Source organism: Streptococcus sp. HMSC074F05 (assembly GCF_001808725.1).
Taxonomy (GTDB): domain Bacteria; phylum Bacillota; class Bacilli; order Lactobacillales; family Streptococcaceae; genus Streptococcus; species Streptococcus parasanguinis_I.
In genome coordinates this window covers 388-24,917 of the sequence record NZ_KV794410.1, presented here as the reverse complement: position 1 = coordinate 24,917, position 24,530 = coordinate 388, and the positions used below count along the sequence as shown (strand labels likewise).

Here is a 24,530-nt window from a genome sequence, read left to right as displayed (position 1 = left end):
ATGGATACAAAGAAAATTGAAGAAGCAGTGAAAATGATCATCGAGGCAGTCGGTGAAGATGAGAACCGTGAGGGACTTCAGGAAACGCCGACCCGCATTGCCAAGATGTACCAAGAAATCTTTGCAGGATTAGGGCAGACAGCAGAAGAGCACCTGTCTAAATCATTTGAAATCATTGATAACAATATGGTGGTCGAGAAGGATATCTTCTTCCATTCCATGTGTGAGCATCACTTTTTACCATTTTATGGAAAAGTGCACATTGCCTACATTCCAAATGGCCGTGTGGCTGGGCTTTCAAAACTGGCTCGTACGGTCGAAGTATACGCTAAAAAACCACAGATTCAGGAACGTTTGACGGTAGAAATCGCAGATGCCTTGATGGAATATCTTGGAGCACAAGGAGCACTTGTCTGGGTAGAAGCAGAGCATATGTGTATGAACATGCGTGGTGTCCGTAAACCTGGAACCGCTACAGTGACAACTGCTGCGCGTGGACTGCTTGCGACAGATAAAGACTTGAAAAATGAAGCCTATAAACTCATGGGCCACTAATGGCTGGCTATAAGAGGTGAAGAGAGTGGATCAATTACGGATCAAGGACTTAGAGGTATACGCCTATCATGGTGTTTTTCCAGCAGAAAAAGAATTGGGACAACGCTTTGTCCTAGACCTATGGGTGGATTATGAAATGACCCGTGCTGCCCGCACAGGTGATTTGGAAGCTTCGATCCATTACGGGATCTTAGCGGAACAATTGACCGAGTGGATGCAGGCAGAAAAAATCGATCTGATTGAAACGGTGGCCTTTCAGTTGGTTCAAAAGATTTTCGAAAGTTATGCCTTTGTAGAAAAAGTTCGCCTGGAGTTGAAAAAACCTTGGGCTCCTGTTCCCTTGCCATTAGAGACTTGTTCTGTGACAATCGAACGGGAGAAAAAACGGGCCTTTATTGGGCTTGGGACCAATATGGGAGATAAACAACTGCAACTAGAGACGGCGCTAGAAAAAATCAAGGATCGAGGCATTCATCTTCTTCAGACATCTACAAGGATTGAAACAGAACCTTGGGGAGGAGTGGAGCAGGACACCTTTTTGAATCAGGTGGCAGAGGTTGAAACTTGGATGACCCCAGAGGATTTACTAGAGACCTTACTGGCCATTGAGCAGGAAATGGGACGTGTTCGTGAGGTCAAGTGGGGGCCACGTGTGATTGATCTAGATCTGCTCTACATGGAGGACACCATTTGTTACAGTCCGAGCTTGATCTTACCGCATCCTTATGTGGCAGAACGTGCCTTTGTCCTAGAATCTTTGAATGAAATTGCTCCTCATTTTGTGGACCCTGTTCAAAGAAAGCCCATTCGCCAATTATGGGAGGCTGTCAAATAGTCTCTCTTCTTTGCATCATAATAAAAAACAATCCCTGTTCGAGGGATTGTTGAGAGCGTAGAGAAACGAATCTTTAATAAAATTTAATCAATTCTTTAAAAATTATACTCGTTATAGTTATTCAATCATATTCTGAAACTTTCAGCCGTGAGAAAAGTGCCTGAAACGACTCAGTTTCAGGCACTCGGAATTATTGAGACCTTAGGCTCAATAATTAGTCATGGAACTTCTTCGAAGTTCGCTGACGTCCGTACTCACCTAAGGAAAGTTTTTTAAGAAGACTTTGTCTTCAATCTGAACAATTCCTAGAGCAGGGATTGTTTTTGTTTGTCTGAGTTTATTTACGATATAAGCGATCGTATTGGTAGACAGGATCCATGGTGACGTTGATACCGAGCTTGCGAAGGACGTTCTTGTCTTCGTCTGTCAGCATCACGGTTGAATGGGCTTCGCTGCCTTTCAACTTGCCTAATTCTTGCATAGCAAGCTTAGCGTCTTCATTGGTCATAGCTGTAATGGCTAGGGCAATGAGGATCTCGTTTGAGTGAAGACGAGGGTTACGGCTACCCAAATGATTGATCTTCAAGCCTTGGATAGGTTGGACGTATTCTGGCTCGATTAATTTGGTTTCTTTATCAATATGCGCCAATTTCTTGATCGCATTGATCAAGAGGGCTGCGGTTGGGCCAAAGAGATCAGAGGTTTTTCCGGTTACCATCTCGCCGTTTGGCAATTCAAGCGCCAAGGCGGGCTCCCCTGTTTCTTCTTCTTTTTGGCGGGCAAGGACGGTCACTTTCCGATCATTTGGAGTAATCCCCAAATCATTCATCAAGAGCTCAATTTTCTTCACAGCCCCTTCACCGACACGCTCTGCTTTGACATCTAAGATGGTTTGGTAGTAGCGACGGATAATTTCTTGTTGGGAAGCTTCAATCGCAGCGTCATTGTCCACAATGGCAAAGCCAACCATGTTGACGCCCATGTCTGTTGGAGAAGCATAAGGTGAGGTTCCTAGGATGCGTTCCAACATGCGCTTCAAGACAGGGAAGATTTCAATATCGCGGTTGTAGTTGACCGTTGTTTCCCCGTAGGTTTGGAGGTGGAAGGGATCGATCATATTGACATCGTCTAGATCTGCAGTCGCTGCTTCATAAGCCAAGTTGACTGGGTGGTGCAAAGGAAGATTCCAAACTGGGAAGGTTTCAAACTTAGCATAACCAGATTTGATCCCATTTAATTGGTCATGGTACATATTGGACATACACGTTGCCAGCTTACCAGAACCAGGTCCAGGAGCTGTCACAACGACCAAATTGCGGCTAGTCTTGATGTAGTCATTTTTCCCCATCCCCTCAGGAGAGATGATATGGTCCATATCGGTCGGATAGCCCTTGATCGGATAGTGGAGATAAGAGGCGATCCCGCTCTTATCCAGTTGCTTGCGAAAGGCGTCTGCTGCAGCTTGTCCAGCATATTGGGTGATGACGACAGAGCCCACAAAGATCCCTAATTCATTGAATTTGTCGATCAAACGTAGCACTTCTTGGTCATAAGAAATTCCTAGGTCTCCACGGGCTTTTGAGTGCTCAATGTTGTTGGCGTTGATGGCAATGACAATTTCCACCCGGTCACGCAATTCTTGGAGCAGCTTGATCTTATTGTCTGGTTCGTATCCAGGGAGGACACGAGCAGCGTGGAAGTCTTCTAACATCTTACCACCAAATTCAAGGTAGAGCTTGCCATCGAATTGATTGATCCGCTCAATAATGTGGTCACGTTGCAAGTTCAAATACTTTTCAGAACTAAAAGCTTGTTTTTTCATGTAAAACTCCTGTATATAAGGGAAGGGTTTGCCACACGAATCCAAGGATGAGTGTTCCGTTCCCTACCATTTCATTCTTTCATATTATATCAGAAAACAGATGGAAGATAAAATATTCTAAGATACTTTCCATAGGGAAGTGTGGATGCCAAAGAGCTCAATGGTTACTCACGGTGGAAAGCTTCCAAGAGAACCTTGTTTCCCTCCTAAAAAAGCCCCTTACGGGGCTTCAGATAGGATTTGCTTAATAGTGTTTGATCAGATCAACTGTAGAACGATCCAATTTCTTAACCAATGCTTGCAAGAAGGCTTGCGCTTGCAAGAAATCATCCATAGCATAGAGGGTTTGGTGTGAGTGGATGTAACGTGCACAGACACCAATAGTGGTTGATGGGACTCCGCCGTTCTTCAAGTGTGCTGCACCTGCATCGGTACCACCTTTGGCACAATAGTATTGGAATTTAATGCCCGCTTCCTCAGCAGTTGTGAGCAAGAAGTCTTTCATATTTGGTAGCATGATGTGACCTGGATCGTAGAAGCGAAGCAGTGTTCCTTCACCAATCGCGCCCTGGTCCCCAAAGACATCCGCTGCTGGTGAACAGTCTACAGCAAGGAAGATTTCAGGATCAAATTTAGTAGTTGAGGTGTGGGCTCCACGAAGTCCTACTTCTTCTTGAACGTTAGCCCCCACATAGAGTTCGTTGTTTAAGGCTTGTCCAGAAAGACTCTTGGCTAATTCGCTGACCATCAAGACGCCGTAGCGGTTATCCCATGCTTTAGAAATGACGTTTTTACCATTAGCAGTGAGAATTGCAGAGCTATCTGGGACCAAGGTATCTCCAGGACGGATGCCATAGCTCTCAGCTTCGGCTTTAGAGCTAAAGCCAGCATCAAAGACGATGTCGCTAATGGCAGGTACGGTTGGTCCACCTGTTCCACGTGTCAAATGAGGAGGAACAGATCCTGAAATAGCAGGGTATTCACGTCCGTCACGTGTAAAGAGTTTGAAGCGTTGGCTGCTGACGACCATCGGATTCCAACCTCCGATTGGGACAACACGGAAAGTCCCATCAGCTTTGATTTCGCTGATCATAAAACCAACTTCGTCCATGTGGGCAGCTACTAAGATACGAGGAGCATCGGCAGCTGTTGAATGTTTGACCCCAAAGATCCCACCAAGACCATCTGTCACGATTTCGTCCACATGAGGGGTCAATTGTTGGCGCAAATAATCCCGTACAGGAGCTTCATGACCTGAGATAGCAGGGATTTCAGTTACTTCTTTGATTTTAGAAAATAAATCAGTCATAGGTTACCTTCTTTCTGATGTTATTTTATCACTTTTTCTACAAGGATGGTAGCGTTATTATGGAAATCAGTCTCTAAAAGCGGAGGGAGAGATCTAGCCTAGACCGTTGTCCCTCTGCTTATTTTGTGTTACAATAGGCACTATGAAAGCTAAAAAAATTATTTTGTCTAGTCTGGCTGTAGCAAGTGCAGGAGCTCTTGCGGCCGGTGTTTATAAAATCGCCAAAGATCAAAAGCGTCTCCGTACCCAAGAAGAGTTGGTAGCAGAAGTACGGGAGCAAATGGAAGCCATGGGGACGATTGCGACCCTGTATGTGGAACTCTACGAGTCTAGTGAAGAACGCTTAGTAGGAGGCGTCATTTTTGAAGATGAGCTCCATTACCGCTTTGTCTATGAGGACGGTCTCTTGCATTATGAAGAGGAAAAACTATGATTACACCAAATTCTCTAGAAGAAATTGCTTCTTATGTAGAGCAAGATGGCAAGAAAGTGTTTGTCTTTTCAGCAGATTGGTGTGGGGATTGTCGTTACCTCAAGCCTTTTTTGCCGGAGATTGAAGCTGAAAATCCCGAATTTACCTTTATCTTGATTGACCGAGATGCCTATATGGATCTGGCGAAAGTCTGGGATGTTTATGGGATCCCAAGTTTGGTGGTTCTGGAAAAGGATAAGGAAATCGGTCGGTTTGTCAATCGGGATCGAAAAACCAAGGCGCAGCTTACAGCATTCTTAGCAGGATTAAAATAGGAGAAAAACATGATTGTAACATACAACAAAGAACAAGTCGGCGATGTCTTGATGCTGACCTTGAAAAATAGTGGAGAAGCAAAGCTCGCGGTGGAGAGAAAAGGAAAAGTGGCTCGCGTTTACCGTGAGGACAAGCAAGAAACCGTTGCCTGGAATATTTTTGATGCCTCATCTTTCTTCGCCATCGAAGGCAAGGGCCAAGTCTTTTTGACAGATGAGCAAGTAGCTCGTTTGAATCAAGAATTGGAAAGAGAAGGCTTCGCAGAACGTTTGGTCAATGATCGGGAACCAAAATTTGTGGTGGGAGAAATCCTTGAAATGGTAGCCCATCCAGATAGTGACCACTTGAATATCTGCCAAGTAGCAGTTGGACCAGATAAGACGGTTCAGATCGTAGCTGGAGCTCCAAATGCGCGAGTGGGTCTCAAGACCATTGTCGCTCTTCCAGGTGCCATGATGCCGGATGGTAGCTTGATTTTCCCAGGGGCCCTTCGTGGAGAAAAAAGCTATGGGATGATGTGCAGTCCGCGCGAATTGCACTTGCCAAATGCTCCTCAAAAACGAGGCATTATTGAATTGGATGACGCAGAAGTAGCAGGGACACCTTTTGATCCTGCTCGTCACTGGCACGAATAAAGAGAAGAATCTAGGATGTTTTGGATCCTAGATTTTTTTGATTTTGGTTTGTCACCTCCATTTTTTGAAATTTTTTCGAATAAATAGATAGGAGGTAAATGATGTATAATAAAGTTATTTTAATCGGTCGCCTAGTAGCGGCCCCAGAATTGCATAAAACCAGCACAGACAAATCCGTTGCCCGAGTGACCGTTGCGGTCAATCGTCGCTACAAGGACCAAAACGGGGAGCGAGAGACTGATTTTGTCAATGTCGTTGTCTGGGGGAAATTGGCTGAAACCATGGCTAGTTATGCTAGCAAAGGGAGCCTGATCTCTTTGGATGGAGAGATTCGGACGCGCCGCTACGAGAAAAATGGAGTTATGCAGTATGTGACAGAGGTCCTCTGCCAAAGTTTTCAGTTGCTAGAGAGCCGCGCTCAGCGAGCGATGCGTGAAAATGGTGGAACGGGAGATTTAGCCGATATCATCTTAGAAGAGGAAGATCTTCCCTTTTAGGATCAAAAAAGAAAGCTGGTTCGTTTATAGACCAGCTTTTTTGATACTTGCTAGGGATTTTATTCGGGAACGACTCTTTTAAAAATAAATCAAAAATATGCATCTGTACAATAAAAGCCAGCACTTTTCTTGAAAAAGTAGTAAAATAAAGTAATATATATTCAAAATTTTCAGAAAAGGAACGGAGTTTGAAGAGGAAAGAAGAAAGAAAAGAACTGTTAAAATGGCTGATAAAACGGGTTCTACTGGTGATTCCAGTGGCCTGCCTCCTCTTGTGGATCTATGCTGTTTGTCAAACCAGTAGCATCAAGGATCAGACCAAGATTGGTGTCACCTATATGACCATGAACAATGAGTTCTATAAAAGTATTCATTCGGAAATTAGTCGGATTGCCGATGAGAGAGGGGCTCTTGTATCTGTTCGAGATCCGGAATTGGATGAAAAAAGGCAGAGCCAGCAGATCGATGATTTTTGCGCTCAAAAAGTAAATGTGATTGTGATTAATCCGGTCAAAGGGGATAGTCAGCCGATTTTAAGGGCTCTTAAAAAAGCTAGAAAACAAGGAATTAAGATCATTGCAGTTGATACCCAGCTCAAGCATTTTAAGCCGGATGCCAGCATTGTCTCCGACAACTACCAAGCAGGAGTCTTGATTGCGAAAGAGTTGATGAAACGCTCTTCAAATGCTCGGATCCTTCTCTTGGAGCACAAAGGGACTGTTTCGGCAGATACGCGGATTCAGGGATTTAAGGATACCATCAAAGGACATGGATCTTATGAGATCATCTCGGAACTAGAAACCAAGGGTCAGACGGAGATCGCCATGCCCGCTGTCCGTAAGTTCTTGCAGTCAGGGGGGAATGTTGATACCCTAGTTGCCCTGAATGACCGATCGGCTATAGGAGCTTTAGCGGCGATCAAGGAGCAAGGAATCACCCATTCCATTGCGATTTATGGGATTGATGGCTCACCAGATATGAAAGCCTTGCTGCACTCGACAGATGATGTCGTAGGAACCGTTGCCCAGTCTCCGTTGAAGATGGGAGACCGCGTGATGGAGGTCATCCAAGATATGGCTGATGGGAAGAGCTACCAAAAAGAAATAACCATTCCGGTTCAGATGATGACAAAGGAAAACATCGATCAATTTGATGTGAATGGGTGGCAGTAATGAGAAAATTTAGAGGTGTGAGATACAGTTTGGCCATCCTGATGGTCGTAAATTTTATCGCTGTGATGCTCAACAGTATCATCTATCTTCAAGCAACCAATTATATCATTGCTCAACGACAAGCTTCCCTATTAGTAGAACGCTTAGAGCGCATTCCTTTTGCGCCCTCTACAACTTTTTGGTTGTCTGCACTCTTATTTGCTGGGATTGCCTTGATTTCCATGAGTCGTTACCGGTCTCAAACGAGTCGATGGTCCATTTTTGATAAGTGGAACATTCTGGAGATCCTCCTGATGTTGCTCTTGATGTGGGTCCAAAATGTAGCTTATAACGGGCTCATTCTCTTGGTTTTTGCGGATATCTTCTATGGTTCCAAAGAGTTGAATACCAAGCGAGACCGCAAGTATTGGTTTGCTTTTATCCTAGTGAGTTTCTTGATGCTTCTTGTGACCAATTCAGACGTCTTTTCGCTTTTCTTTCCGATTCCTTCTCTGGATGTCTATATTCATTTTTATCCTGCCTCCATTCGGATTCTGGCCTTTTTCTTAAAGAATTCCCTCTATGCCTTGAATATGGTGCTCTTCATTATTTCGCTTTTGTTCTATATTATGAATGTTCTTGCGGAAAACCACGAAGTGGAAGAAGAGTTGGCCATGGTTTCGAAGGTCAATACGGAGTTGAACAACTATATGGCCTTGTCTGAGAAGATTGCAGAAGATCGGGAGCGCAAGCGGATTGCTCGGGAGATTCACGATACCTTGGGGCACGCGCTAACAGGGATCTCGGCAGGGCTGGATGCTGTCGGAGTCTTGATTGATATCGATCCCAATCGGGCAAAAGAGCAGGTTAAAAGCGTATCAGAAGTGGTTCGTGAAGGGATCCAGGATGTGAGAGGCTCTCTCAACCGCCTCCGTCCAGGTGCCCTTGAGGGACGAACCCTCAAAGATGCTTTGGAAAAGATGATCCGCGAGTACCAGACGCTTTCCAACTTGCAGGTTGATTTACACTATGAATGGGTCGATGTCGATATGGACGTCATGATTGAAGATACGATCTTTCGTGTGATCCAAGAGTCTATGACCAATGCGGTTCGCCACGGTCATGCCAGTCAGATGAGCCTTCATTTTTTTGAGAATGAAGAAGATTACCTGATCGAGTTGCAGGACAATGGGGTTGGGTTTGAAACCTTGACCTATGGCTATGGGCTCAAGCAGATGATGGAACGAATTTCTATCCTAGGAGGACAGATTCAATTTGAAAGCCGCGATGGATTTTTCACGCGCGTCAGTTTACCGAAATATAAAGAAGGGAGATAGAGATGGTGATAAAAGTAATGGTGGCAGATGACCAGGCCCTGATTCGAGAATCTTTGAAAATTATTTTGTCAGCCCACCCCGATATCGAAGTGGTGGCCACAGTGGAAGATGGGAATCACGTCTTGTCTAGCATTCCACAGACACATCCTGACCTGATCTTAATGGATATTCGGATGCCAGGCATGGATGGGGTTTTGGCGACAAAAGAAGTCAAAGAGCACTATCCGGATATCAAAATTATTATTTTAACGACCTTTGATGATGATGAATTTATCTATAGTGCACTCAAGTATGGTGCTTCGGGCTACCTCTTAAAGGGAGCCTCGACAGAGGAACTCTATGAAGCGATTAAGGTGGTGTATCAAGGCGGAGCCATGATCAACCCGAATATTGCTAGTAAAGTCTTTCAAATTTTCTCACAAATGGCCAAAACCAATTTCTCTATTGCTGTGGATGAGGACAATGTCAAGGATTTGAGCACGACAGAATGGCGCATTATCCAAGAAGTCGGCTATGGGGAGTCCAATAAAGAAATTGCGGCCAAACTCTTCTTGTCAGAAGGAACCGTGCGCAATTACTTATCAACGATTTTGGCGAAATTAAACCTACGAGATCGAACGCAATTAGCGATCTGGTCAGTCCAAACAGGAGTGACGAGACGTGATTTTTCTAAAGGAAATACAGAATGAAATTGAAGCGAAAGCATCTTTGTTGGGGGATCGGTCTCCTTGTTGTGCTCTGTGTGAGCGCGGGTTTTTATTGGTGGAAACAGCAACCGACCGTACTCCATATCGGCGTTTATGCAGGTTCTAGCTGGGATGTGCCGACCAGTCAACGTTCCCATGCCTTGGATCGTGCGATTCAAAAATTTGAAAAATCCCATCCCCACGTTCGTGTAGAGTATGAAAATGGGATTCCTCAGTCGGATTATTCTGACTGGCTCTCCGAAAAGATTGTCTCAGGAAAGACGCCGGATGTGTTTATGGTCTCTGAGCAAGATCTTTCCTTATTAGCTGCGCGTGGCGTGCTCGAGAAGTTAAATGGTTATATGGATCGAAAAGACCAAGCTGCCTTTTATCCCGTTGCCTTTGAATCCGGTGTCTATCAGGGGCAAACCTATGCCTTACCTTATGAAAGCAATCCGATTTTGATGTGTGTCAATAAAGATCTCTTGGATAAAGAAGGCATCGCGGTTCCCAAAGAAGGTTGGTCCCTTGAAGAGTTCTATACGATTTGCAAGAAACTAACCAAAGATACCAATGGGGATGGGCAACTGGACCAATTTGGGAGTACAGAATACACCTGGAAAGAAGCCTTGGCGGCAAATGGAGGTCATCTTTTCCAAGGTGGCATGCTCAAGCTGACAGCTCCAGAGGTGAAAGAGTCTCTGACTTTTCTGCAAAAATTGGAAGATCTAAATAAAAATTACAAGGTGAGCTCTAAAGATTTTGACCAAGGGAAAGTCGCCTTCTATCCCATGACCTTGGCTCAATATCGGACCTATAAACCTTATCCCTACCACGTTTCTAAATATTCAAACTTCACCTGGACCTGTATCCCGATGCCGGCTAAATCAAAAACGACCAAGGCAACCTTGGTCACGACGACTTCTTTTGCTATGTCGGCTCGAAGTTCTCATTCCAAGTTGGCTTGGGAATTGATGCAACTCTTAACAGAGGATCCAGACATTCAACAAACCCTCTTTGCTCAATCCCAAGGGATCTCTGTCATGCCACAGGTGGTCAAGAGTCGCTCTAGTAAAGACCTTTTGCAGGTGGATGATTTTGGAACGGATTCCTTGACCAATCAGACCTTGAACCGCATCATGGAACAAGCTGTTGAAAGTAGTCCTAAAAATGTCTCAAAAGAGGTGTTAGAAAAGCTAGACTACTTGATCGGCAATGCCTTGCGCGATCAGGATGTCGAGAACCGTTTGCCTCAAATTCAGAGGGAGATTGAAAGTAGTCTACAGGTAGGAGTTTAGAGTAAAATAAGATGGCATTTTGTCAAGTGACAGATGTCATTTTTTTATTGCTAAATGTCATATTAGGAATGTGACATTTGACAATGTAAAAACGCTTTCAAATACTCTACAATAGAGTCAAATAAAGGAGGCGTAGAAAAATGAAATACCTCGTTTTGGTCAGTCATGGTGGACTGGCAGAAGGTCTAAAGACATCACTAGCCATGTTTGCTGGTGACAAGTTGGATCAGGTCATCGCAGTTGGACTCAAAGAAGGAAAATCGGTCGATGACTTCGCAGTTGATTTCAGAGAGAGCATTTCAGGATTGACAGCTGATGATTCTGTTTTGGTCTTGGCAGATATCGTAGGTGGTAGTCCATTAACCACTGCAGCCACGGTTCTAGAAGAAGCTGGAAAGCTCGATGGAGCCTTGATCCTTGGTGGGATGAACCTCACCATGGCCTTGACGGCAGTTGTGATGAAGGATGTGTTGGAGGGAGACGATTTGTCAGCCACCATCTTATCAGAAGCACGATCTGCACTACAGCCTTTTGAAATTTCAGCCGCTGGTGCTGAAGAAGATGATGACGATATTTAATAGGGAGGTACCTTATGGTAGTAACATTTGTACGGATTGATGACCGCATGATTCACGGTCAAACAGTCACACGCTGGGCAAAGGAAAAACCATGTGATGGTTTGATTGCCGTAAATGATGCAGCAGCATCAAACAAGGTTTTGATCCAAGCTTACAAAGGCGCATCAGACAAGAAAACCTTTGTATGGACAAAGGAAGCTTTTAAAGAAAAATCAGCAAAAGTAACAGAATCAGATAGTCGTTACTTCTTGATTACCAAAAATCCAATCGATATGAAGGAAATTTTGGTCGACCAAGGGTTTGTCCCAGGTGATGTTAAAGAAATCATTGTTGGCCCTGCAAATGATCGTCCTGGAGCTGTAAAATTGGGAAATAACCAATCCATCACTCAGGAAGAAGCAGAAGCCTTCCAAGCCATTCAAGCAGCAGGCTACAAGGTGAAATTCCAATTGTTGCCAGATGTTTCCATCGGGTATTGGGATGATTTCAAATCAAAATTTGGTTTTTAAAACTAACAGTCTGATCTGTTAGGTAAATAAATTTACAAACAAAAGGAGCGTTTGTTATGACAATTTCATGGATTCAAGCAATCTTGCTTGGTATTTTCGCCAGCTTGTCTTCAATGCCTGGTATGGGAGGTTCCAGTATCGGGAACTATACACTCGGTCGTCCTTTGATCGGTGGGTTGATTTCAGGTTTAATTCTTGGAGATGTGACAACCGGTATTATGGTCGGGGTTGCCCTTCAAGTCGTTTATATCGCCTTGGTAACACCTGGTGGTACCGTATCTGCCGATGTGCGTGCCATCTCTTACATCGGTGTTCCTCTTGCTATCTTGTTTGTGCATGCTAATAACATCACAGATGAAGCAGGAATCGCCGCAGCTGCAGCTCCAATCGGTGCAGCCGTTGGGACAATTGGTACAGTTCTTTTCTACGGTACCGCTACTATGAACTTGGTTTGGCAACACATTGGTTGGAAAGCCGTTGAAGAAGGAAACTTCAAAAAACTCTACGCAGTTGACTGGGTTTACCCTTGGATCTCTCACTTCCTCTTCTCTTTCCTTCCAACAATGATTATCACCAAATACGGTGAAAACATGGTTGATTTGATGAAACAATACCTTCCTATGGATGGTTACTGGATGAAAGCCCTCTTTACAGTCGGTGCTCTTCTCCCATGTGTCGGTATTGCCATCTTGTTGAAACAAATTGTTACAGAAGCAACTGACTTCATTCCATTCTTTGTTGGATTTACCTTGGCAAAATCTCTCGGATTGAACTTGGTATCCAGTGCCGTTGTTTCATTAATCTTTGCAGTAATCTACTATGAACTTGAAGTGATCAAATCGATGAAAGCTGCTCCAGCCGGAGTGGTGGACCAAGACGATGATGAGGAGGATATTTAAAATGGCTGATAGAAAGAAAATTTCAAAGAAAACATTAGCAAAAGCATTCCATCATTGGTATTATGGTCATTTGACTTGTTTCTCTCAAGAACATATGCAAACCTTCGGGTACTTGACTTCTATGCTTCCAATCGTAGAAGAAATGTATGACACAAAAGAAGAACAAAAGGATGCTATGCAAACCTATACGGCCTTCTTCAACACTGAACCACAACTTGGATCTCTTGTTGTAGGGATCACAGCTGGTTTGGAAGAAGCGCGTGCAAACGGAGATGCAGTAGATGGCGAAACCATCAACGGTATGCGTGCCGGTTTGATGGGACCAATCGCTGGTATTGGTGACTCATTGGTCGTTGGTACCTTGATTCCAGTTCTCTTGGGGATTGCCCTTGGACTTTCTAAAGGTGGTAACGTCGCTGGTGCTCTCTTCTACATCGTCGTATGGAACCTCTTAGTCTACTTTGGTATGCGCTTTGCCTTCTTCAAAGGTTACCAATTAGGGGATAAAGCCGTTGAATTCCTTGTAGGACCAAAAGGACAAGCTCTTCGTAAAGCGATCAGCGTTGTCGGTGGTATGGTTATCGGTGCCGTAGCAGCTACTTGGGTATCTGTTACAACAGCCCTTCAATTCAAGAATTCTGAAGGAAAAGTCTTCTTGAACATCCAAGAAAAGATCGATGGTGTTTATCCAGGTCTCTTGACAGCAGCCTTCATCACTCTTTGCTGGTGGTTGATGTCTAAGAAAAAAATTTCACCAAACAAAGTCATGTTACTTCTCGTTGTAGTGGCTTTGATCGGTGTTGCCCTTGGTATCTTCGACCCACATCTTAAATACTAAGGAAAAGAAAAAACAAATTTGCTAGTAGGAGTTTTTGAGAATGAAGTGGATTGACCTCCTTTACTTGCACTTCATTCTCAATTTTTATCAGGAGGAATCCCATGGTTACAAAACAAGAACTTGTCAATGGATATGAAACAGAAATCAACTACCAACGCCACATGCTTGAAAACCTTGGTCGTTGGTTCAGCTTACTCTTTATCATTGCCAGTATTGGTGTGGTATTGATCTATCTCTTTCACAAAAGTTTCCTCCCACTCTTGATCCTCGGGATTTTACTAGCCTTGGTTGGAATTTTAGGCATGATTGTTTTTGGATATGGCATCTACCGCGGGCGGATCAATCTTCAAAAAGTGATCGATGATTTCAATCAAAAATTGACAATTTTAAATTGAAATTTTAGAAACATCTCATCTATTTTTGAGGTGTTTTTTTCTTGACTATTTCTGACCAAGTGATACAATAGAAACATAAGTTAGCACTTACGTATAGAGAGTGCTAAAAAACTCGTATGGAGGAATGAATATGTTAAAACCATTAGGAGACCGTGTGGTCTTAAAAGTAGAAGAAAAAGAACAGACTGTTGGAGGTTTTGTTCTCGCAGGTGCGAGCAAGGCTGATACAAAAACAGCTGAAGTAGTGGCCGTTGGTGAAGGTGTGCGTACCCTAAGTGGTGAACTCATCGCTCCAGCTGTAAAAGCAGGAGACCACGTTTTGGTTGAAAGCCATGCAGGAATTGAAGTGAAAGATGGGGAAGAAACCTACACCATCGTTGGAACAGCAAACATTCTTGCAATTGTAGAGTAAGAGAAGAAAGAGGTAAGAGAAATGGCAAAAGATATTAAATTTTCATCTGATGCACGTTCTGCAATGGTCCGTGGTGTCGATGTCTTAGCAGATACAGTGAAAGTTACGTTGGGCCCTAAAGGTCGCAATGTGGTTCTTGAAAAATCATTTGGTTCACCTTTGATCACAAATGATGGGGTGACTATCGCAAAAGAAATCGAATTGGAAGACCATTTTGAAAATATGGGAGCTAAATTGGTGTCAGAAGTGGCTTCTAAGACCAATGATATCGCAGGTGACGGTACAACGACCGCAACGGTCTTGACTCAAGCTATCGTCCGTGAAGGGATCAAAAACGTTACTGCAGGTGCTAACCCAATTGGCATCCGTCGTGGGATTGAGACAGCTGTTGTAACAGCAGTAGAAGCTTTGAAAAACAATGCGATTCCAGTATCGAGCAAGGAAGCGATTGCTCAAGTAGCTGCTGTGTCTTCTCGTTCTGAAAAAGTCGGTGAGTACATCTCTGAAGCCATGGAAAAAGTTGGCAAAGATGGGGTCATCACCATTGAAGAGTCTCGTGGAATGGAGACAGAACTGGAAGTCGTTGAAGGTATGCAATTTGACCGTGGTTACCTCTCACAATACATGGTCACTGATAATGAAAAAATGGTGGCAGACCTTGAAAATCCATACATTTTGATCACTGACAAGAAGATTTCAAATATCCAAGAAATCTTGCCATTGTTGGAAAGCATTCTTCAAAGCAACCGTCCACTCTTGATCATCGCAGATGATGTCGATGGCGAAGCTCTTCCAACACTTGTCTTAAACAAGATCCGCGGTACCTTTAATGTCGTAGCTGTCAAGGCACCAGGATTTGGAGATCGCCGCAAAGCCATGCTAGAAGACATTGCCATCTTGACTGGTGGTACAGTCATTACAGACGATCTTGGTTTGGAATTGAAAGATGCAACCATTGAAGCCCTTGGGCAAGCAGCTAAAGTGTCAGTCGATAAAGACAGTACCGTCATTGTCGAAGGTTCTGGTAACCCAGAAGCGATCGCTAACCGTGTGGCTGTTATCAAGTCACAAATCGAAACCACAACCTCTGAATTTGACCGTGAAAAATTACAAGAACGTTTGGCTAAATTGTCTGGTGGTGTTGCCGTAATCAAGGTTGGTGCTGCAACAGAAACAGAATTGAAAGAAATGAAACTCCGTATCGAAGATGCCCTTAATGCGACTCGCGCAGCCGTTGAAGAAGGGATCGTTGCCGGAGGTGGTACAGCTCTTGTCAATGTCATCTCTGCAGTCGCAGCCCTTGAATTAGAAGGAGATGAAGCGACCGGACGCAATATCGTTCTTCGTGCCTTGGAAGAGCCGGTGCGCCAAATTGCCCACAATGCCGGTTACGAAGGATCTATTGTGATTGATCGCTTGAAAAATGCCGAAGTCGGAACAGGTTTCAATGCTGCAACAGGTGAATGGGTGAATATGATTGATGCAGGAATCATCGACCCAGTTAAAGTGAGCCGTTCAGCCCTTCAAAACGCCGCTTCCGTAGCGAGTCTGATCTTGACGACCGAAGCAGTCGTAGCCAACAAACCAGAACCAGCAGCCCCAGCAGGACCAGGAATGGATCCAAGCATGATGGGGGGGATGATGTAAGACACTTAGCCTAATGGGTGCTGAAGCACCTCATTAGGCTACGGCAAGCATCATGGTGCCTTGCCGAAGTGTCTTACTAAGAAAATAAAGAAGGCGTTATCGGCCTTCTTTATTTTCTGTCGTAACCTGATACCCATGATTGGTTCTAAAGCACGAATCATTTGACGCCAGCCGCTATTGTGCGGTCTGGCTAATCGTCTTACTAGCTCAGAGAGAGTGGGACAGAAATCGGTAATTCGTTAGAATTCGATTTCGTCGTCCCACCTCCGCACAGTTGAGTAGGACTGTAAAAGCTGATGAAAGCAGCGTAGTAGAGCCCACTCAACCACTGCGTCTTGCTCGACAATCCAAAAATAATTGAGAGGCTAGGACTTTTGTCCCAGCCTCTTTTTATCGTGCTTTGGGATTTTCATTTGTTATGGAATAATATTTTTATTTTAAATTTTGTAACAGAAATGATAAATACTAATTAAAGAGGACTTGCGTAGATGCTTGGGAATCAAGCATTTGCGGTGTTTTCAGGCAGAGGGATATTTGCCAACAAATTGCAATACAAATTAACTGATTTTGTAATAATTCTAGTGTATACTATTAAGAGTAGATCACAGGTCTACATTGTTGCAAGGGGAGAACTTCCCACATACATGTCTATTGACAATAAAACTTGATCGTAATATCGCTGTTAGTAAAATGAGAGTTTGAACATAGCATAGATTTTATCGACCTTTTTCATATTAAAAAATATTTTTCAAATTCCCCTTGCGCGAGCTCTTCCGGATTCCTCCGGGAGAGTTTTTTGTTAAGGAAAAAAGATAGAAGGCCTTTGAGTCTCCTTTGAAAGAGTGGCTCAGCAGGCATCATTTATGGTAAAATAGAACATATTCGTCGAGGGGAAGGAGTGAGGACTTTGTTGAAGATTTTTGTGTTAGAAGATGAATGGATCCAACAATCGCGTATCGAAGCGGTCTTGCAGGATCTCATCCGTCAAAAATCCTTGCAATGTAAAGCGCCAGAAGTGTTTGGGAAGCCAAGCCAGTTGCTGGATGCTATCACAGAGAGAGGCGCCCATCACCTATTCTTTTTAGATATCGAGATTAAAGGTGAGGAAAAAAAGGGGCTAGAGATCGCAAAAGAGATTCGTAAGAAAGACCCCCATGCGACCATTGTCTTTGTCACCACTCACTCTGAATTCATGCCCATTACCTTTCAGTACAAAGTAGCTGCCTTGGATTTTATCGATAAAACGCTGGGTGAGGAAGAGTTCAAAGAGAGAATCAGCTCAGCCATCGATTATACCTTGGAGCAAGCTGGGACCACGATTGCGCAAGATGCCTTTACGTTTGAGAGTGCGATGGCGCGTGTACAAGTTCCTTTTAATAAGATTTTGTATGTTGAAACGTCTCCAACCATTCACAAGGTCATTTTACACACCCAGGAAGAGCGCTTGGAATTTTACGCTAGTATTGCCGATATCGAAAAAGCAGATCCCCGCTTGTATCGGTGCCACCGCTCCTTTGTGGTGAATCCGCAAAATATTACGAAGATTGATAAAGAAGCCAAGAAAGCTTTTTTTGAAAATGGGGACAATTGCTTGATCTCACGGACCAAGTACAGAGGCTTACTGGAAGCTTTGAAAAAATAGAAGGGAGAAAGAATTGCTGTTAGATATTCTAATGTCTTACCTAAAGTTCTTCGTCAGCATGCTGATCTATCGTCATATCAGTAGACAAGAGTTCACCTTGCGCTGGCTCTTTTTGTGCCCCTTCTTCTTTGCAATTATCTTTACCCTTGTACCACCGGTAGGCTTTTTTGGCTATTTCTTAGTATTTATTGCCTATAGTTTCTACCGAAATCGTAACATACGACACCTTTTGAATATTTTTTATGGGCTCTATCCGGTTGTCATGGAGAGTCTCATTGGGCGTCTCTTAGCCTTTTATGTCTTTCCAATGTTAGGGATCGTACTTGTTCATGAGGCATCTGTCAGCTGGTATGATGCTCTACTTGAATTGCTGGTCTTTCCTGTTTATATAGGAATCACTAAATTGTTAAAACTAGATTTTACAGATTTAAAAGTAGGGTTTCAACGGCAGTATTTTAATCGTTTCCTACTCCCAATGGATCTTTCCATGTTTGTGTATTTGCTCAGTGTTGTAGGTCTGGTGGTTTTTGAGGATGCTATTCCTCATGCAGATGCTTTACGGGAACAGTTAAATAGTATTTATCTGATTTTGTTTTTTGTGATGCTCTTGTATTTCAATGCAGTGTCCAAAGAACGATTGAAACAAGAGATTCTAGAGCAAAAAGATAGGCAACTGCAGGAGTTAGCCACCTATAGCCAACACGTCGAAATGCTCTATGGGGAGATTCGTGCCTTTCGTCATGATTACCTGAATATTTTAACCAGTCTCAAATTAAGTATTGAGCACGAAGACCTCAATGCGATCAGGGAAGTCTATGAGAATGTTCTTCGAGAGAGTGGCCAGCAATTTTACAATAGTAAGTTTGATATTGCCAAACTCAGTCACATAGAAAATCCAGCTGTAAAAAGTGTTCTGTCCGCAAAATTATTGGAAGCTCAAAATAAAGGGATTGGGATCTCTGTCGAGATCGATGAACCTGTTCGTGATTTATTCATCGAGGTTTTAGATTTCATCACCTTCTTATCCATCCTTTGTGACAATGCTATTGAAGCGAGTCTTGAATCAGAGGACCCCCAGCTGACCCTTGCCATGCTTCAGGAAACAAACTCCCTCATCTTAATCGTTGAAAATAGTACAAAAGCTGAAAAAATAGATCTGGCGAGAATTTTTGAAAAAGACTACTCGAGTAAAGGAGAGGGCCGCGGTCTTGGCTTGTACAAGATCCAACAATTACTGGAAAAGTATCCCAAAACGACAGTGTCTACCAAGAGTTCAAACTACCGATTTACTCAGAGCCTGACCTTTTGGAAGGAATAATAGAAGAGAGAGTGGGACAGAAATCGGTAATTCGTTAGAATTCGATTTCGTCGTCCCACCTCCGCACAGTTGAGTAGGACTGTAAAAGCTGATGAAAGCAGCGTAGTAGAGCCCACTCAACCACTGCGTCTTGCTCGACAATCCAAAATAATTGAGAGGCTAGGACTTTTGTCCCAGCCTCTTTTTTGACCATTCGCGACGATTTTCTGACCGATTCTGACAGAGAGCCACAAAGCCTGTCCCTTTGAAGTATACTGTACACAAGATCAATAAGAAAAGAGGGATCGTATGTTTCAGGTAGCATCTATTACAAAATCATTTAAGGAAAAAGCTGTATTAAAGGGAGTGTCTTTTTCGATAGAAGAAGGAGATAAAATTGCCTTGCTGGGAAATAATGGGGCAGGTAAAAGCACCCTGTTCAATATTATCGCTGGACAGCTCCAGGCCGATTCGGGGACGATAAAGACTTCGCTTGATTTTCAAAGAGAAATTGGGATGATGCCTCAGGGGGATCTGCTCATCGAGGATCTAACCGTCGCTGAATTCGTCGAATTAAAAAGCCGGATGAATCAGCTGAAGCAGGCTGATATCAATGGACTCTTAGAGATGGTCGAATTGAGAGAATCAAGAGAGCAGATGGTGGGCAGTCTTTCCGGTGGTCAAAAGAGACGCTTGTCCTTGTTGGTAACTATTTTGAATCATCCAAAGTTGATTTTTTTAGATGAGCCAACGACTGGCATGGACTTGGAAGCAGTGGATAATTTTTGGAAATTACTGGAGCAGCAAGAGTTTACATCTGTTGTGGTGACCCATGATTTTAACCAAATCGATGCCTTTTTTACAAAAGTCCTGATTTTAAAAGATGGTCGAATTGCTGCCACAAAGTCTGTCGAGGACATTCACCAGGATGGTCAAACCATTGAGCAGTATTTCCGAGAAGAGATGAATAAAGGAGGGGAACAAGCATGAAAAAGATTCAATTAAAACAAGTTTTACGAAATAAGCGCTTTGTATTATTCACCATTATTTTACCCATAGGCTGGTATATCTTCTTTGATCAGCTTCAAAAAGGGGTTTCGCCAAGTATTTTATTAGGCATTGCCGTATTTATCGGGGTCATTGGCAATAGCCTTGCAACCTTTAGTAAGCGGATCGCCTCAGATATCGGGTTTTATTCTTTTGAATCCCATTTTACAAGCTATAGTGTCAAGAACTATTTATGGGATCAATCGATCGTACAACTGATTTTGAACAGCTTGATCTTTTTAGCAGTACTAGTAGTTGCTGTTCTAGGTTTTCGCTTTCCAGTGACGACTAGCCTGTTGGTACAATTTTTCCTCTTATCCTTGATGGGGATCTACTTTAGCGTGATTGGCTTTGTCCTTGGGGTAAGAGTAGATGCCAAGACGATTGATACCATTGGCTTTCCTATCATTATTTTGGCCGCTATGACCATTATTCCCTTTGATACGCTTGGTGCAAGTGGAGGATTTATGGACTTAGTTGGCAAGCTACAACGGGCTTTCCCAGGTTATTATTATACAAAGCTGATCCAAGATTTGACCGAGAAACAAACGGTCGATGCCACTCAATTAGCGCTCTTTGTTGCCGTATTTGGATTGAATTTGCTATTTTTCTATCTGCTCGTACCCAAAGGAAAAATGGGGAACTAAGAGCAGTTAAAAAGAGGTTGGGACAAAAGTCCTAGCCTCTCAATTATTTTTGGATTGTCGAGCAAGACGCAGTGGTTGAGTGGGCTCTACTACGCTGATTTCATCAGCTTTTACAGCCCTACTCAACTGTGCGGAGGTGGGACGACGAAATCGAATTCTAACGAATTACCGATTTCTGTCCCACTCTCTTTTCTTTGCTATAAAACGGTTATTCGGTATTCGTCCGTCAAGTACTTGGAAAGATCTTGCCAATCTTCTTCCTTAAATTTACAAAGATTGACGAAGAGTTTTACGGTATGGTGCTCTGTGTTAATGATGACATTCGATTTTGAGAGATTTTCTAGTGCTGTATTGTCCCTCAGTTGAAATTCGATGAAATAACTTTTACTATTTTGGTGATCTGGGTCACTGACATCAACCACTTTATAGGCTGCACTCAGCAAATCTTCCTTGGGAATAAAGATATCTTTTGTCAGAATCACTCCCTGATAAGCATGGATCCCATCAGAAGTCAGCTCAAAGGCGATCTGACGACTGGTCAGTCTTTTGATCCCAGCAATGGTTGCATAGATCGCAATCAACAATAAAAGGATCTGAATGAGAGTGATAAAAGTGATTTTTGGAAACCCCTCAAAACCTAGGATCGATAAAAAAGCTAAGTGGATAAAGAGCGCACAGGCAAAAGCCAGAGAGCCATATCCGACATATTTTGAATAATAGATTTTCATTTTGGACTCCTTACATTTAAGATGCAACGAAAACTTGGAATTTCAAGTACCCTTATCATAGCGGATTCGATGAAGAGCTGTCAAATGTTTGCTAGGGTTCAAAGGTGCTTTTTTATTTTAAATGGAATAACAATGATGCAGGATATTCTATCTTCGTACGCTACATTATAGTGTATAAAAATATGAGCCAAATACTTTTGAGACAAGCAAAAAAGCCTTGGTTTTCAAGGCTTTTTGTGCATAAAAAAATGCCCCCTACATGAATTTGTAAGAACTTTTCATATTGAAAATAAACAAAAATATTGAAATATAGCTGATTTTAGGAAATACTTTTAGGTATTTTCAATGTCAGGATTTAAAAATGGGGCAAAAGTGGGGCAAAAACAAATTAACGAAAAAAATATCGAGTTCGTGCATCAAGTAAATGATAAATTGCAAGAATAAGTGCAACATTTACTCGAACTCATCCTCTAGAGCTTCACTAGCAGTTCTGTAAGCTAAACATTTTCGTGGTCGGTGATTGATATCATATAAAGCCTTGGTTCCCAAAGCTTTTTTATGTTATAAACTCATTAAAAGAACCCCCAGTTAGATTTGGAATATTTTTTATTCTGTGTCACATAAAAATAAATAAAATGAATGGCTATAGCTAGAGTAAAAATGGTTGCAATACTCAACACTGTTATAGGATTAGAAGCGAAAAGCAAAGAGAGAATCAAGGCAGCCAGATAGAGTGTCGCTTGAGCACAGTAGTAACTTCTCGGATAGCGAAGATAGTTTTTGTTATAGGGCCCATTTGCTAGGACAGCAGCTTGGAAGAGGCCAATTCCGATATAAAAGAAGCTGATTGCAACGAGAAGATTAGCCTCGGGATTCAGGAGATAACCCATCGAAACTGTCATCAACATAAGCCCGATGAAAATAGGATAGTGACTATAAATTACAAATAATCCCTTTTGACTAGATCCTTCATCAATAGCATGGTCAAATTCGCCAAAATAAAACAAGAACAGGGAAAGCATGATAACGAAATTGAGAACCGAATAAATCGAGAAATTCTCGACTGTAAAGAAGCTAGCTAGCCCAACAACCATCTCTCCAAACGTAATAATCACAAGAAGGGAGACGCGCTCGATTAAATGGGGAAGATTTACCTGGAAATGCTCATCTTTAGTAATCAAGAAAATTGGCACAATAAATGTTAGCAGAATACTAGCAATAAAGATATAGACTCCAACGTAAATAGGAAAAAGAGCTGCCAGATAGACTCCTAAACTTCCTAGACCTGTTAACCATAGAAAACCTTTGATACTTTCCCGATCAGTATTATCGGTTGATTTTCTAAAAAATTCAACCAAATATTGAAAAAATAAGGTAAGGGTCAATGTACCAACAGCCCAACAGGTATAATAGAACCATTGTTGCCAATTGTATCCAATCATATTGGACATAAAGAGCATAAGTCCCATGTTGATAAACATGATTACCATGTTAAATAACGAGTTTGTTCCATAGCGATTGGTATAAATGGTTTGAATCATCCAGGAATTGATGATAACCATGACAGAGATGAAGAAATCAAGTAAAGAATCCCAAGCCACAACACCGCTATGAAGAGGGTGAATTAAAGCAGTTGCTTTTGAAATTGCAAAAACAAACACTAGGTCATAAAATAGTTCTGAAAATTCTACACGTTTATGCTTAATAAGAGTTGTCATATTAATACCTTTCTACTTTAGAAATACAATACATTATAACAGAAAATGGTAATGAGAGAAAAGGATATGCTTAAATAATTTCATGTGGCGCGAATTGTCAAAATCTTGGAGCACATTTACCTCATGTACCAGCTTACAGGCGGAGTGTTTGATGATTGGTAATGAAGTACGTGTATTCTGAGGCAAAAGATTTCGAGACTCCATTACGTAACTCCCATCTATAAATAAAAAATGATAGTTTCATCATAGCAAATCTAAAGAAACACACTAAAAAGCAACCCTGATGGGTTGCTTAAAATCCTATTAAAAATTAACTGTGTCAGGATCATCCTGAGTTTTGATGCCTTGAATCTTATCCAAGACTGCCATATCTTCCTCTGATAAGTCGAAGCCGAAGATATCCAAGTTAGCTTTTATATTTTTAGGTGTCACAGACTTAGGTAGTGGCAAGAAACCTTTTTGAAGGCTCCAACGCAGAGCAACTTGTGCCACAGATTTACCGTTACGTTCAGCCACTGCTTCAACATCTTCATTTGCAAAAATGCTACCTGTACCTAGTGGACTATAGGCTTCAAGAAGGATATCGCGCTCTTGGCAATAGGCAACTAAGTCTTCTTGGTCACAACCTGGAGCCAAGAGGATTTGATTGACATGTGGAACAATTTTAGCTGTTTCAAAAAGAGCTTCTAGGTGATGTTGCATAAAGTTTGACACACCGATAGCACGCACCTTACCTTCTTTGTAGGCTTCTTCCATAGCCTTCCATGCACCCGCATTGCCAGCCTTCCAAGCATCATTCTCACGAAGCGCCTTTGGATTAGGCCAATGGATAAGCAAAAGATCCAAATAATCCACACCAAGTCTTTCGAGAGACTCATCGATAGAAGTCTTAGCCAACTCGTAATCGTGCTTATCATTCCAAAGTTTGGTAGTTAGGAAAATATCCTCACGTGCCAAATCACTATCAGCAATCGCCTTACCTACAGAAACCTCGTTACCGTAAATTTGTGCGGTATCAATATGTGTGTAACCCGCCTTAAGTGCGAAGCTAACGCTGTTATAGGCTTCTTCGCCTTCAGCAATTTGCCAAGTTCCAAAACCAATTTTAGGAATAGCAACCCCATTTGCAAGTGTATATGTTTCCACGATTTTCACCTTTTCTTTTTTTTAATAGTACTATCTTAAAAAAGATAAGGCAAAAATGCAAAGATTTGCTACGGCTATTATTATGAATAGTTCCTTACTTCTTTTTCCGCTGTTCGTAACAGCTTTTGGAGATATTATTACTTGGGAAGAGAAT

At 42.5% G+C, this 24,530-nt stretch carries 26 protein-coding genes; 21 read left to right on the top strand and 5 right to left on the bottom strand.

What is annotated here, in order from left to right:
* Together folE and folK are read left to right on the top strand one after the other, a co-directional pair.
* Complete coding sequence (gene folE, locus HMPREF2685_RS03390) at window positions 1-555, top strand: GTP cyclohydrolase I FolE (protein ID WP_003019101.1); 555 nt, start codon at window positions 1-3, stop codon at window positions 553-555.
* A gap of 25 nt (window positions 556-580) precedes the next feature.
* Window positions 581-1,390 carry a 2-amino-4-hydroxy-6-hydroxymethyldihydropteridine diphosphokinase gene (gene folK / locus HMPREF2685_RS03385; protein ID WP_070465277.1) on the top strand — a complete coding sequence of 270 codons (810 nt, stop codon included), beginning with the start codon at window positions 581-583 and terminating at the stop codon, window positions 1,388-1,390.
* 337 nt (window positions 1,391-1,727) lie between these two features.
* Here folK and HMPREF2685_RS03380 read toward each other — a convergent pair whose 3' ends face one another.
* Complete coding sequence (locus tag HMPREF2685_RS03380; protein WP_070465275.1) at window positions 1,728-3,212, bottom strand: DUF1846 domain-containing protein; 1,485 nt, start codon at window positions 3,210-3,212, stop codon at window positions 1,728-1,730.
* A gap of 244 nt (window positions 3,213-3,456) precedes the next feature.
* A complete protein-coding gene (gene pepA / locus HMPREF2685_RS03370) occupies window positions 3,457-4,521 on the bottom strand; it encodes a glutamyl aminopeptidase (RefSeq protein WP_021154295.1) in 1,065 nt (354 codons plus the stop codon).
* A gap of 142 nt (window positions 4,522-4,663) precedes the next feature.
* On the opposite strand from pepA, the gene HMPREF2685_RS03365 reads away from it, so the two are divergent.
* The 19 genes from HMPREF2685_RS03365 (at window position 4,664) to HMPREF2685_RS03270 (ending at window position 20,784) form a co-directional block, all read left to right on the top strand.
* Window positions 4,664-4,954: a DUF4651 domain-containing protein gene (locus HMPREF2685_RS03365; protein ID WP_070465269.1), complete on the top strand. Its 291-nt coding sequence runs from the start codon at window positions 4,664-4,666 to the stop codon at window positions 4,952-4,954.
* Window positions 4,951-5,268: a thioredoxin family protein gene (locus HMPREF2685_RS03360; protein WP_003009797.1), complete on the top strand. Its 318-nt coding sequence runs from the start codon at window positions 4,951-4,953 to the stop codon at window positions 5,266-5,268. Before HMPREF2685_RS03365 ends, HMPREF2685_RS03360 begins: the two co-directional genes overlap by 4 nt.
* Before the next feature lie 9 nt (window positions 5,269-5,277).
* Entirely contained in the window at window positions 5,278-5,904 is a 627-nt protein-coding gene (gene ytpR, locus HMPREF2685_RS03355) for a YtpR family tRNA-binding protein (protein ID WP_003009800.1), read from the top strand.
* A gap of 101 nt (window positions 5,905-6,005) precedes the next feature.
* Entirely contained in the window at window positions 6,006-6,401 is a 396-nt protein-coding gene (locus HMPREF2685_RS03350) for a single-stranded DNA-binding protein (RefSeq protein ID WP_003004675.1), read from the top strand.
* Window positions 6,402-6,589: 188 nt separating this feature from the next.
* Window positions 6,590-7,573: a substrate-binding domain-containing protein gene (locus HMPREF2685_RS03345; RefSeq protein WP_070465266.1), complete on the top strand. Its 984-nt coding sequence runs from the start codon at window positions 6,590-6,592 to the stop codon at window positions 7,571-7,573.
* On the top strand, window positions 7,573-8,889 hold the full coding sequence (locus HMPREF2685_RS03340) for a sensor histidine kinase (protein ID WP_070465263.1): 1,317 nt from the start codon (window positions 7,573-7,575) through the stop codon (window positions 8,887-8,889). The genes HMPREF2685_RS03345 and HMPREF2685_RS03340 overlap by 1 nt, the downstream gene beginning before the upstream one ends.
* Window positions 8,890-8,894: 5 nt before the next feature.
* Window positions 8,895-9,578, top strand: a complete 684-nt coding sequence (locus HMPREF2685_RS03335) for a response regulator transcription factor (protein ID WP_037585171.1) — start codon at window positions 8,895-8,897, stop codon at window positions 9,576-9,578.
* Entirely contained in the window at window positions 9,575-10,873 is a 1,299-nt protein-coding gene (locus HMPREF2685_RS03330) for an ABC transporter substrate-binding protein (protein ID WP_070465260.1), read from the top strand. Before HMPREF2685_RS03335 ends, HMPREF2685_RS03330 begins: the two co-directional genes overlap by 4 nt.
* A gap of 140 nt (window positions 10,874-11,013) precedes the next feature.
* Complete coding sequence (locus HMPREF2685_RS03325; protein ID WP_024054947.1) at window positions 11,014-11,451, top strand: PTS sugar transporter subunit IIA; 438 nt, start codon at window positions 11,014-11,016, stop codon at window positions 11,449-11,451.
* Between the two features lie 14 nt (window positions 11,452-11,465).
* On the top strand, window positions 11,466-11,960 hold the full coding sequence (locus HMPREF2685_RS03320) for a PTS sugar transporter subunit IIB (RefSeq protein ID WP_000261775.1): 495 nt from the start codon (window positions 11,466-11,468) through the stop codon (window positions 11,958-11,960).
* Between the two features lie 56 nt (window positions 11,961-12,016).
* Window positions 12,017-12,859 (top strand): PTS mannose/fructose/sorbose/N-acetylgalactosamine transporter subunit IIC, encoded by an 843-nt coding sequence (locus HMPREF2685_RS03315; RefSeq protein ID WP_003004789.1) that lies wholly within the window; start codon window positions 12,017-12,019, stop codon window positions 12,857-12,859.
* Window positions 12,843-13,697, top strand: a complete 855-nt coding sequence (locus tag HMPREF2685_RS03310) for a PTS system mannose/fructose/sorbose family transporter subunit IID (protein ID WP_037585172.1) — start codon at window positions 12,843-12,845, stop codon at window positions 13,695-13,697. The genes HMPREF2685_RS03315 and HMPREF2685_RS03310 overlap by 17 nt, the downstream gene beginning before the upstream one ends.
* 101 nt (window positions 13,698-13,798) lie before the next feature.
* On the top strand, window positions 13,799-14,092 hold the full coding sequence (locus HMPREF2685_RS03305; RefSeq protein ID WP_003013750.1) for a hypothetical protein: 294 nt from the start codon (window positions 13,799-13,801) through the stop codon (window positions 14,090-14,092).
* A gap of 130 nt (window positions 14,093-14,222) precedes the next feature.
* Window positions 14,223-14,504, top strand: coding sequence for a co-chaperone GroES (gene groES / locus HMPREF2685_RS03300; RefSeq protein ID WP_024055367.1), 282 nt, complete (start codon window positions 14,223-14,225; stop codon window positions 14,502-14,504).
* A gap of 21 nt (window positions 14,505-14,525) precedes the next feature.
* Window positions 14,526-16,151, top strand: a complete 1,626-nt coding sequence (gene groL, locus HMPREF2685_RS03295; RefSeq protein WP_070465259.1) for a chaperonin GroEL — start codon at window positions 14,526-14,528, stop codon at window positions 16,149-16,151.
* Window positions 16,152-17,058: 907 nt separating this feature from the next.
* The gene (locus HMPREF2685_RS03285) at window positions 17,059-17,793 is read left to right on the top strand and encodes a response regulator transcription factor (protein WP_070465256.1); all 735 of its coding nucleotides are present in this window, start codon (window positions 17,059-17,061) and stop codon (window positions 17,791-17,793) included.
* 31 nt (window positions 17,794-17,824) lie between these two features.
* Entirely contained in the window at window positions 17,825-19,111 is a 1,287-nt protein-coding gene (locus tag HMPREF2685_RS03280; protein WP_037608252.1) for a sensor histidine kinase, read from the top strand.
* Window positions 19,112-19,399: 288 nt separating this feature from the next.
* Window positions 19,400-20,080, top strand: a complete 681-nt coding sequence (locus HMPREF2685_RS03275; RefSeq protein WP_003010654.1) for an ABC transporter ATP-binding protein — start codon at window positions 19,400-19,402, stop codon at window positions 20,078-20,080.
* Window positions 20,077-20,784: a hypothetical protein gene (locus HMPREF2685_RS03270; RefSeq protein WP_003010655.1), complete on the top strand. Its 708-nt coding sequence runs from the start codon at window positions 20,077-20,079 to the stop codon at window positions 20,782-20,784. The genes HMPREF2685_RS03275 and HMPREF2685_RS03270 overlap by 4 nt, the downstream gene beginning before the upstream one ends.
* A gap of 197 nt (window positions 20,785-20,981) precedes the next feature.
* On the opposite strand, the gene HMPREF2685_RS03265 is transcribed toward HMPREF2685_RS03270, so the two are convergent.
* From HMPREF2685_RS03265 to HMPREF2685_RS03255, 3 genes are all read right to left on the bottom strand, one after another.
* Entirely contained in the window at window positions 20,982-21,512 is a 531-nt protein-coding gene (locus HMPREF2685_RS03265) for a hypothetical protein (protein WP_070465254.1), read from the bottom strand.
* A gap of 572 nt (window positions 21,513-22,084) precedes the next feature.
* Window positions 22,085-23,230, bottom strand: a complete 1,146-nt coding sequence (locus tag HMPREF2685_RS03260) for a low temperature requirement protein A (protein ID WP_000209242.1) — start codon at window positions 23,228-23,230, stop codon at window positions 22,085-22,087.
* Between the two features lie 303 nt (window positions 23,231-23,533).
* A complete protein-coding gene (locus tag HMPREF2685_RS03255) occupies window positions 23,534-24,376 on the bottom strand; it encodes an aldo/keto reductase (protein WP_070465251.1) in 843 nt (280 codons plus the stop codon).
* Window positions 24,377-24,530: the final 154 nt, after the last annotated feature.

Coding starts and splice junctions, on each gene's coding strand:
- HMPREF2685_RS03365 (WP_070465269.1), top strand. CDS start 4,664: ATGAAAGCTAAAAAAATTATTTTGTCTAGTCTGGCTGTAGCAAGTGCA.
- folE (WP_003019101.1), top strand. CDS start 1: ATGGATACAAAGAAAATTGAAGAAGCAGTGAAAATGATCATCGAGGCA.
- groL (WP_070465259.1), top strand. CDS start 14,526: ATGGCAAAAGATATTAAATTTTCATCTGATGCACGTTCTGCAATGGTC.
- HMPREF2685_RS03380 (WP_070465275.1), bottom strand. CDS start 3,212: ATGAAAAAACAAGCTTTTAGTTCTGAAAAGTATTTGAACTTGCAACGT.
- HMPREF2685_RS03320 (WP_000261775.1), top strand. CDS start 11,466: ATGGTAGTAACATTTGTACGGATTGATGACCGCATGATTCACGGTCAA.
- HMPREF2685_RS03330 (WP_070465260.1), top strand. CDS start 9,575: ATGAAATTGAAGCGAAAGCATCTTTGTTGGGGGATCGGTCTCCTTGTT.
- HMPREF2685_RS03260 (WP_000209242.1), bottom strand. CDS start 23,230: ATGACAACTCTTATTAAGCATAAACGTGTAGAATTTTCAGAACTATTT.
- HMPREF2685_RS03305 (WP_003013750.1), top strand. CDS start 13,799: ATGGTTACAAAACAAGAACTTGTCAATGGATATGAAACAGAAATCAAC.
- HMPREF2685_RS03275 (WP_003010654.1), top strand. CDS start 19,400: ATGTTTCAGGTAGCATCTATTACAAAATCATTTAAGGAAAAAGCTGTA.
- HMPREF2685_RS03350 (WP_003004675.1), top strand. CDS start 6,006: ATGTATAATAAAGTTATTTTAATCGGTCGCCTAGTAGCGGCCCCAGAA.
- HMPREF2685_RS03340 (WP_070465263.1), top strand. CDS start 7,573: ATGAGAAAATTTAGAGGTGTGAGATACAGTTTGGCCATCCTGATGGTC.
- HMPREF2685_RS03280 (WP_037608252.1), top strand. CDS start 17,825: ATGTCTTACCTAAAGTTCTTCGTCAGCATGCTGATCTATCGTCATATC.
- HMPREF2685_RS03325 (WP_024054947.1), top strand. CDS start 11,014: ATGAAATACCTCGTTTTGGTCAGTCATGGTGGACTGGCAGAAGGTCTA.
- HMPREF2685_RS03310 (WP_037585172.1), top strand. CDS start 12,843: ATGAGGAGGATATTTAAAATGGCTGATAGAAAGAAAATTTCAAAGAAA.
- HMPREF2685_RS03360 (WP_003009797.1), top strand. CDS start 4,951: ATGATTACACCAAATTCTCTAGAAGAAATTGCTTCTTATGTAGAGCAA.
- pepA (WP_021154295.1), bottom strand. CDS start 4,521: ATGACTGATTTATTTTCTAAAATCAAAGAAGTAACTGAAATCCCTGCT.
- HMPREF2685_RS03265 (WP_070465254.1), bottom strand. CDS start 21,512: ATGAAAATCTATTATTCAAAATATGTCGGATATGGCTCTCTGGCTTTT.
- groES (WP_024055367.1), top strand. CDS start 14,223: ATGTTAAAACCATTAGGAGACCGTGTGGTCTTAAAAGTAGAAGAAAAA.
- HMPREF2685_RS03315 (WP_003004789.1), top strand. CDS start 12,017: ATGACAATTTCATGGATTCAAGCAATCTTGCTTGGTATTTTCGCCAGC.
- HMPREF2685_RS03270 (WP_003010655.1), top strand. CDS start 20,077: ATGAAAAAGATTCAATTAAAACAAGTTTTACGAAATAAGCGCTTTGTA.
- ytpR (WP_003009800.1), top strand. CDS start 5,278: ATGATTGTAACATACAACAAAGAACAAGTCGGCGATGTCTTGATGCTG.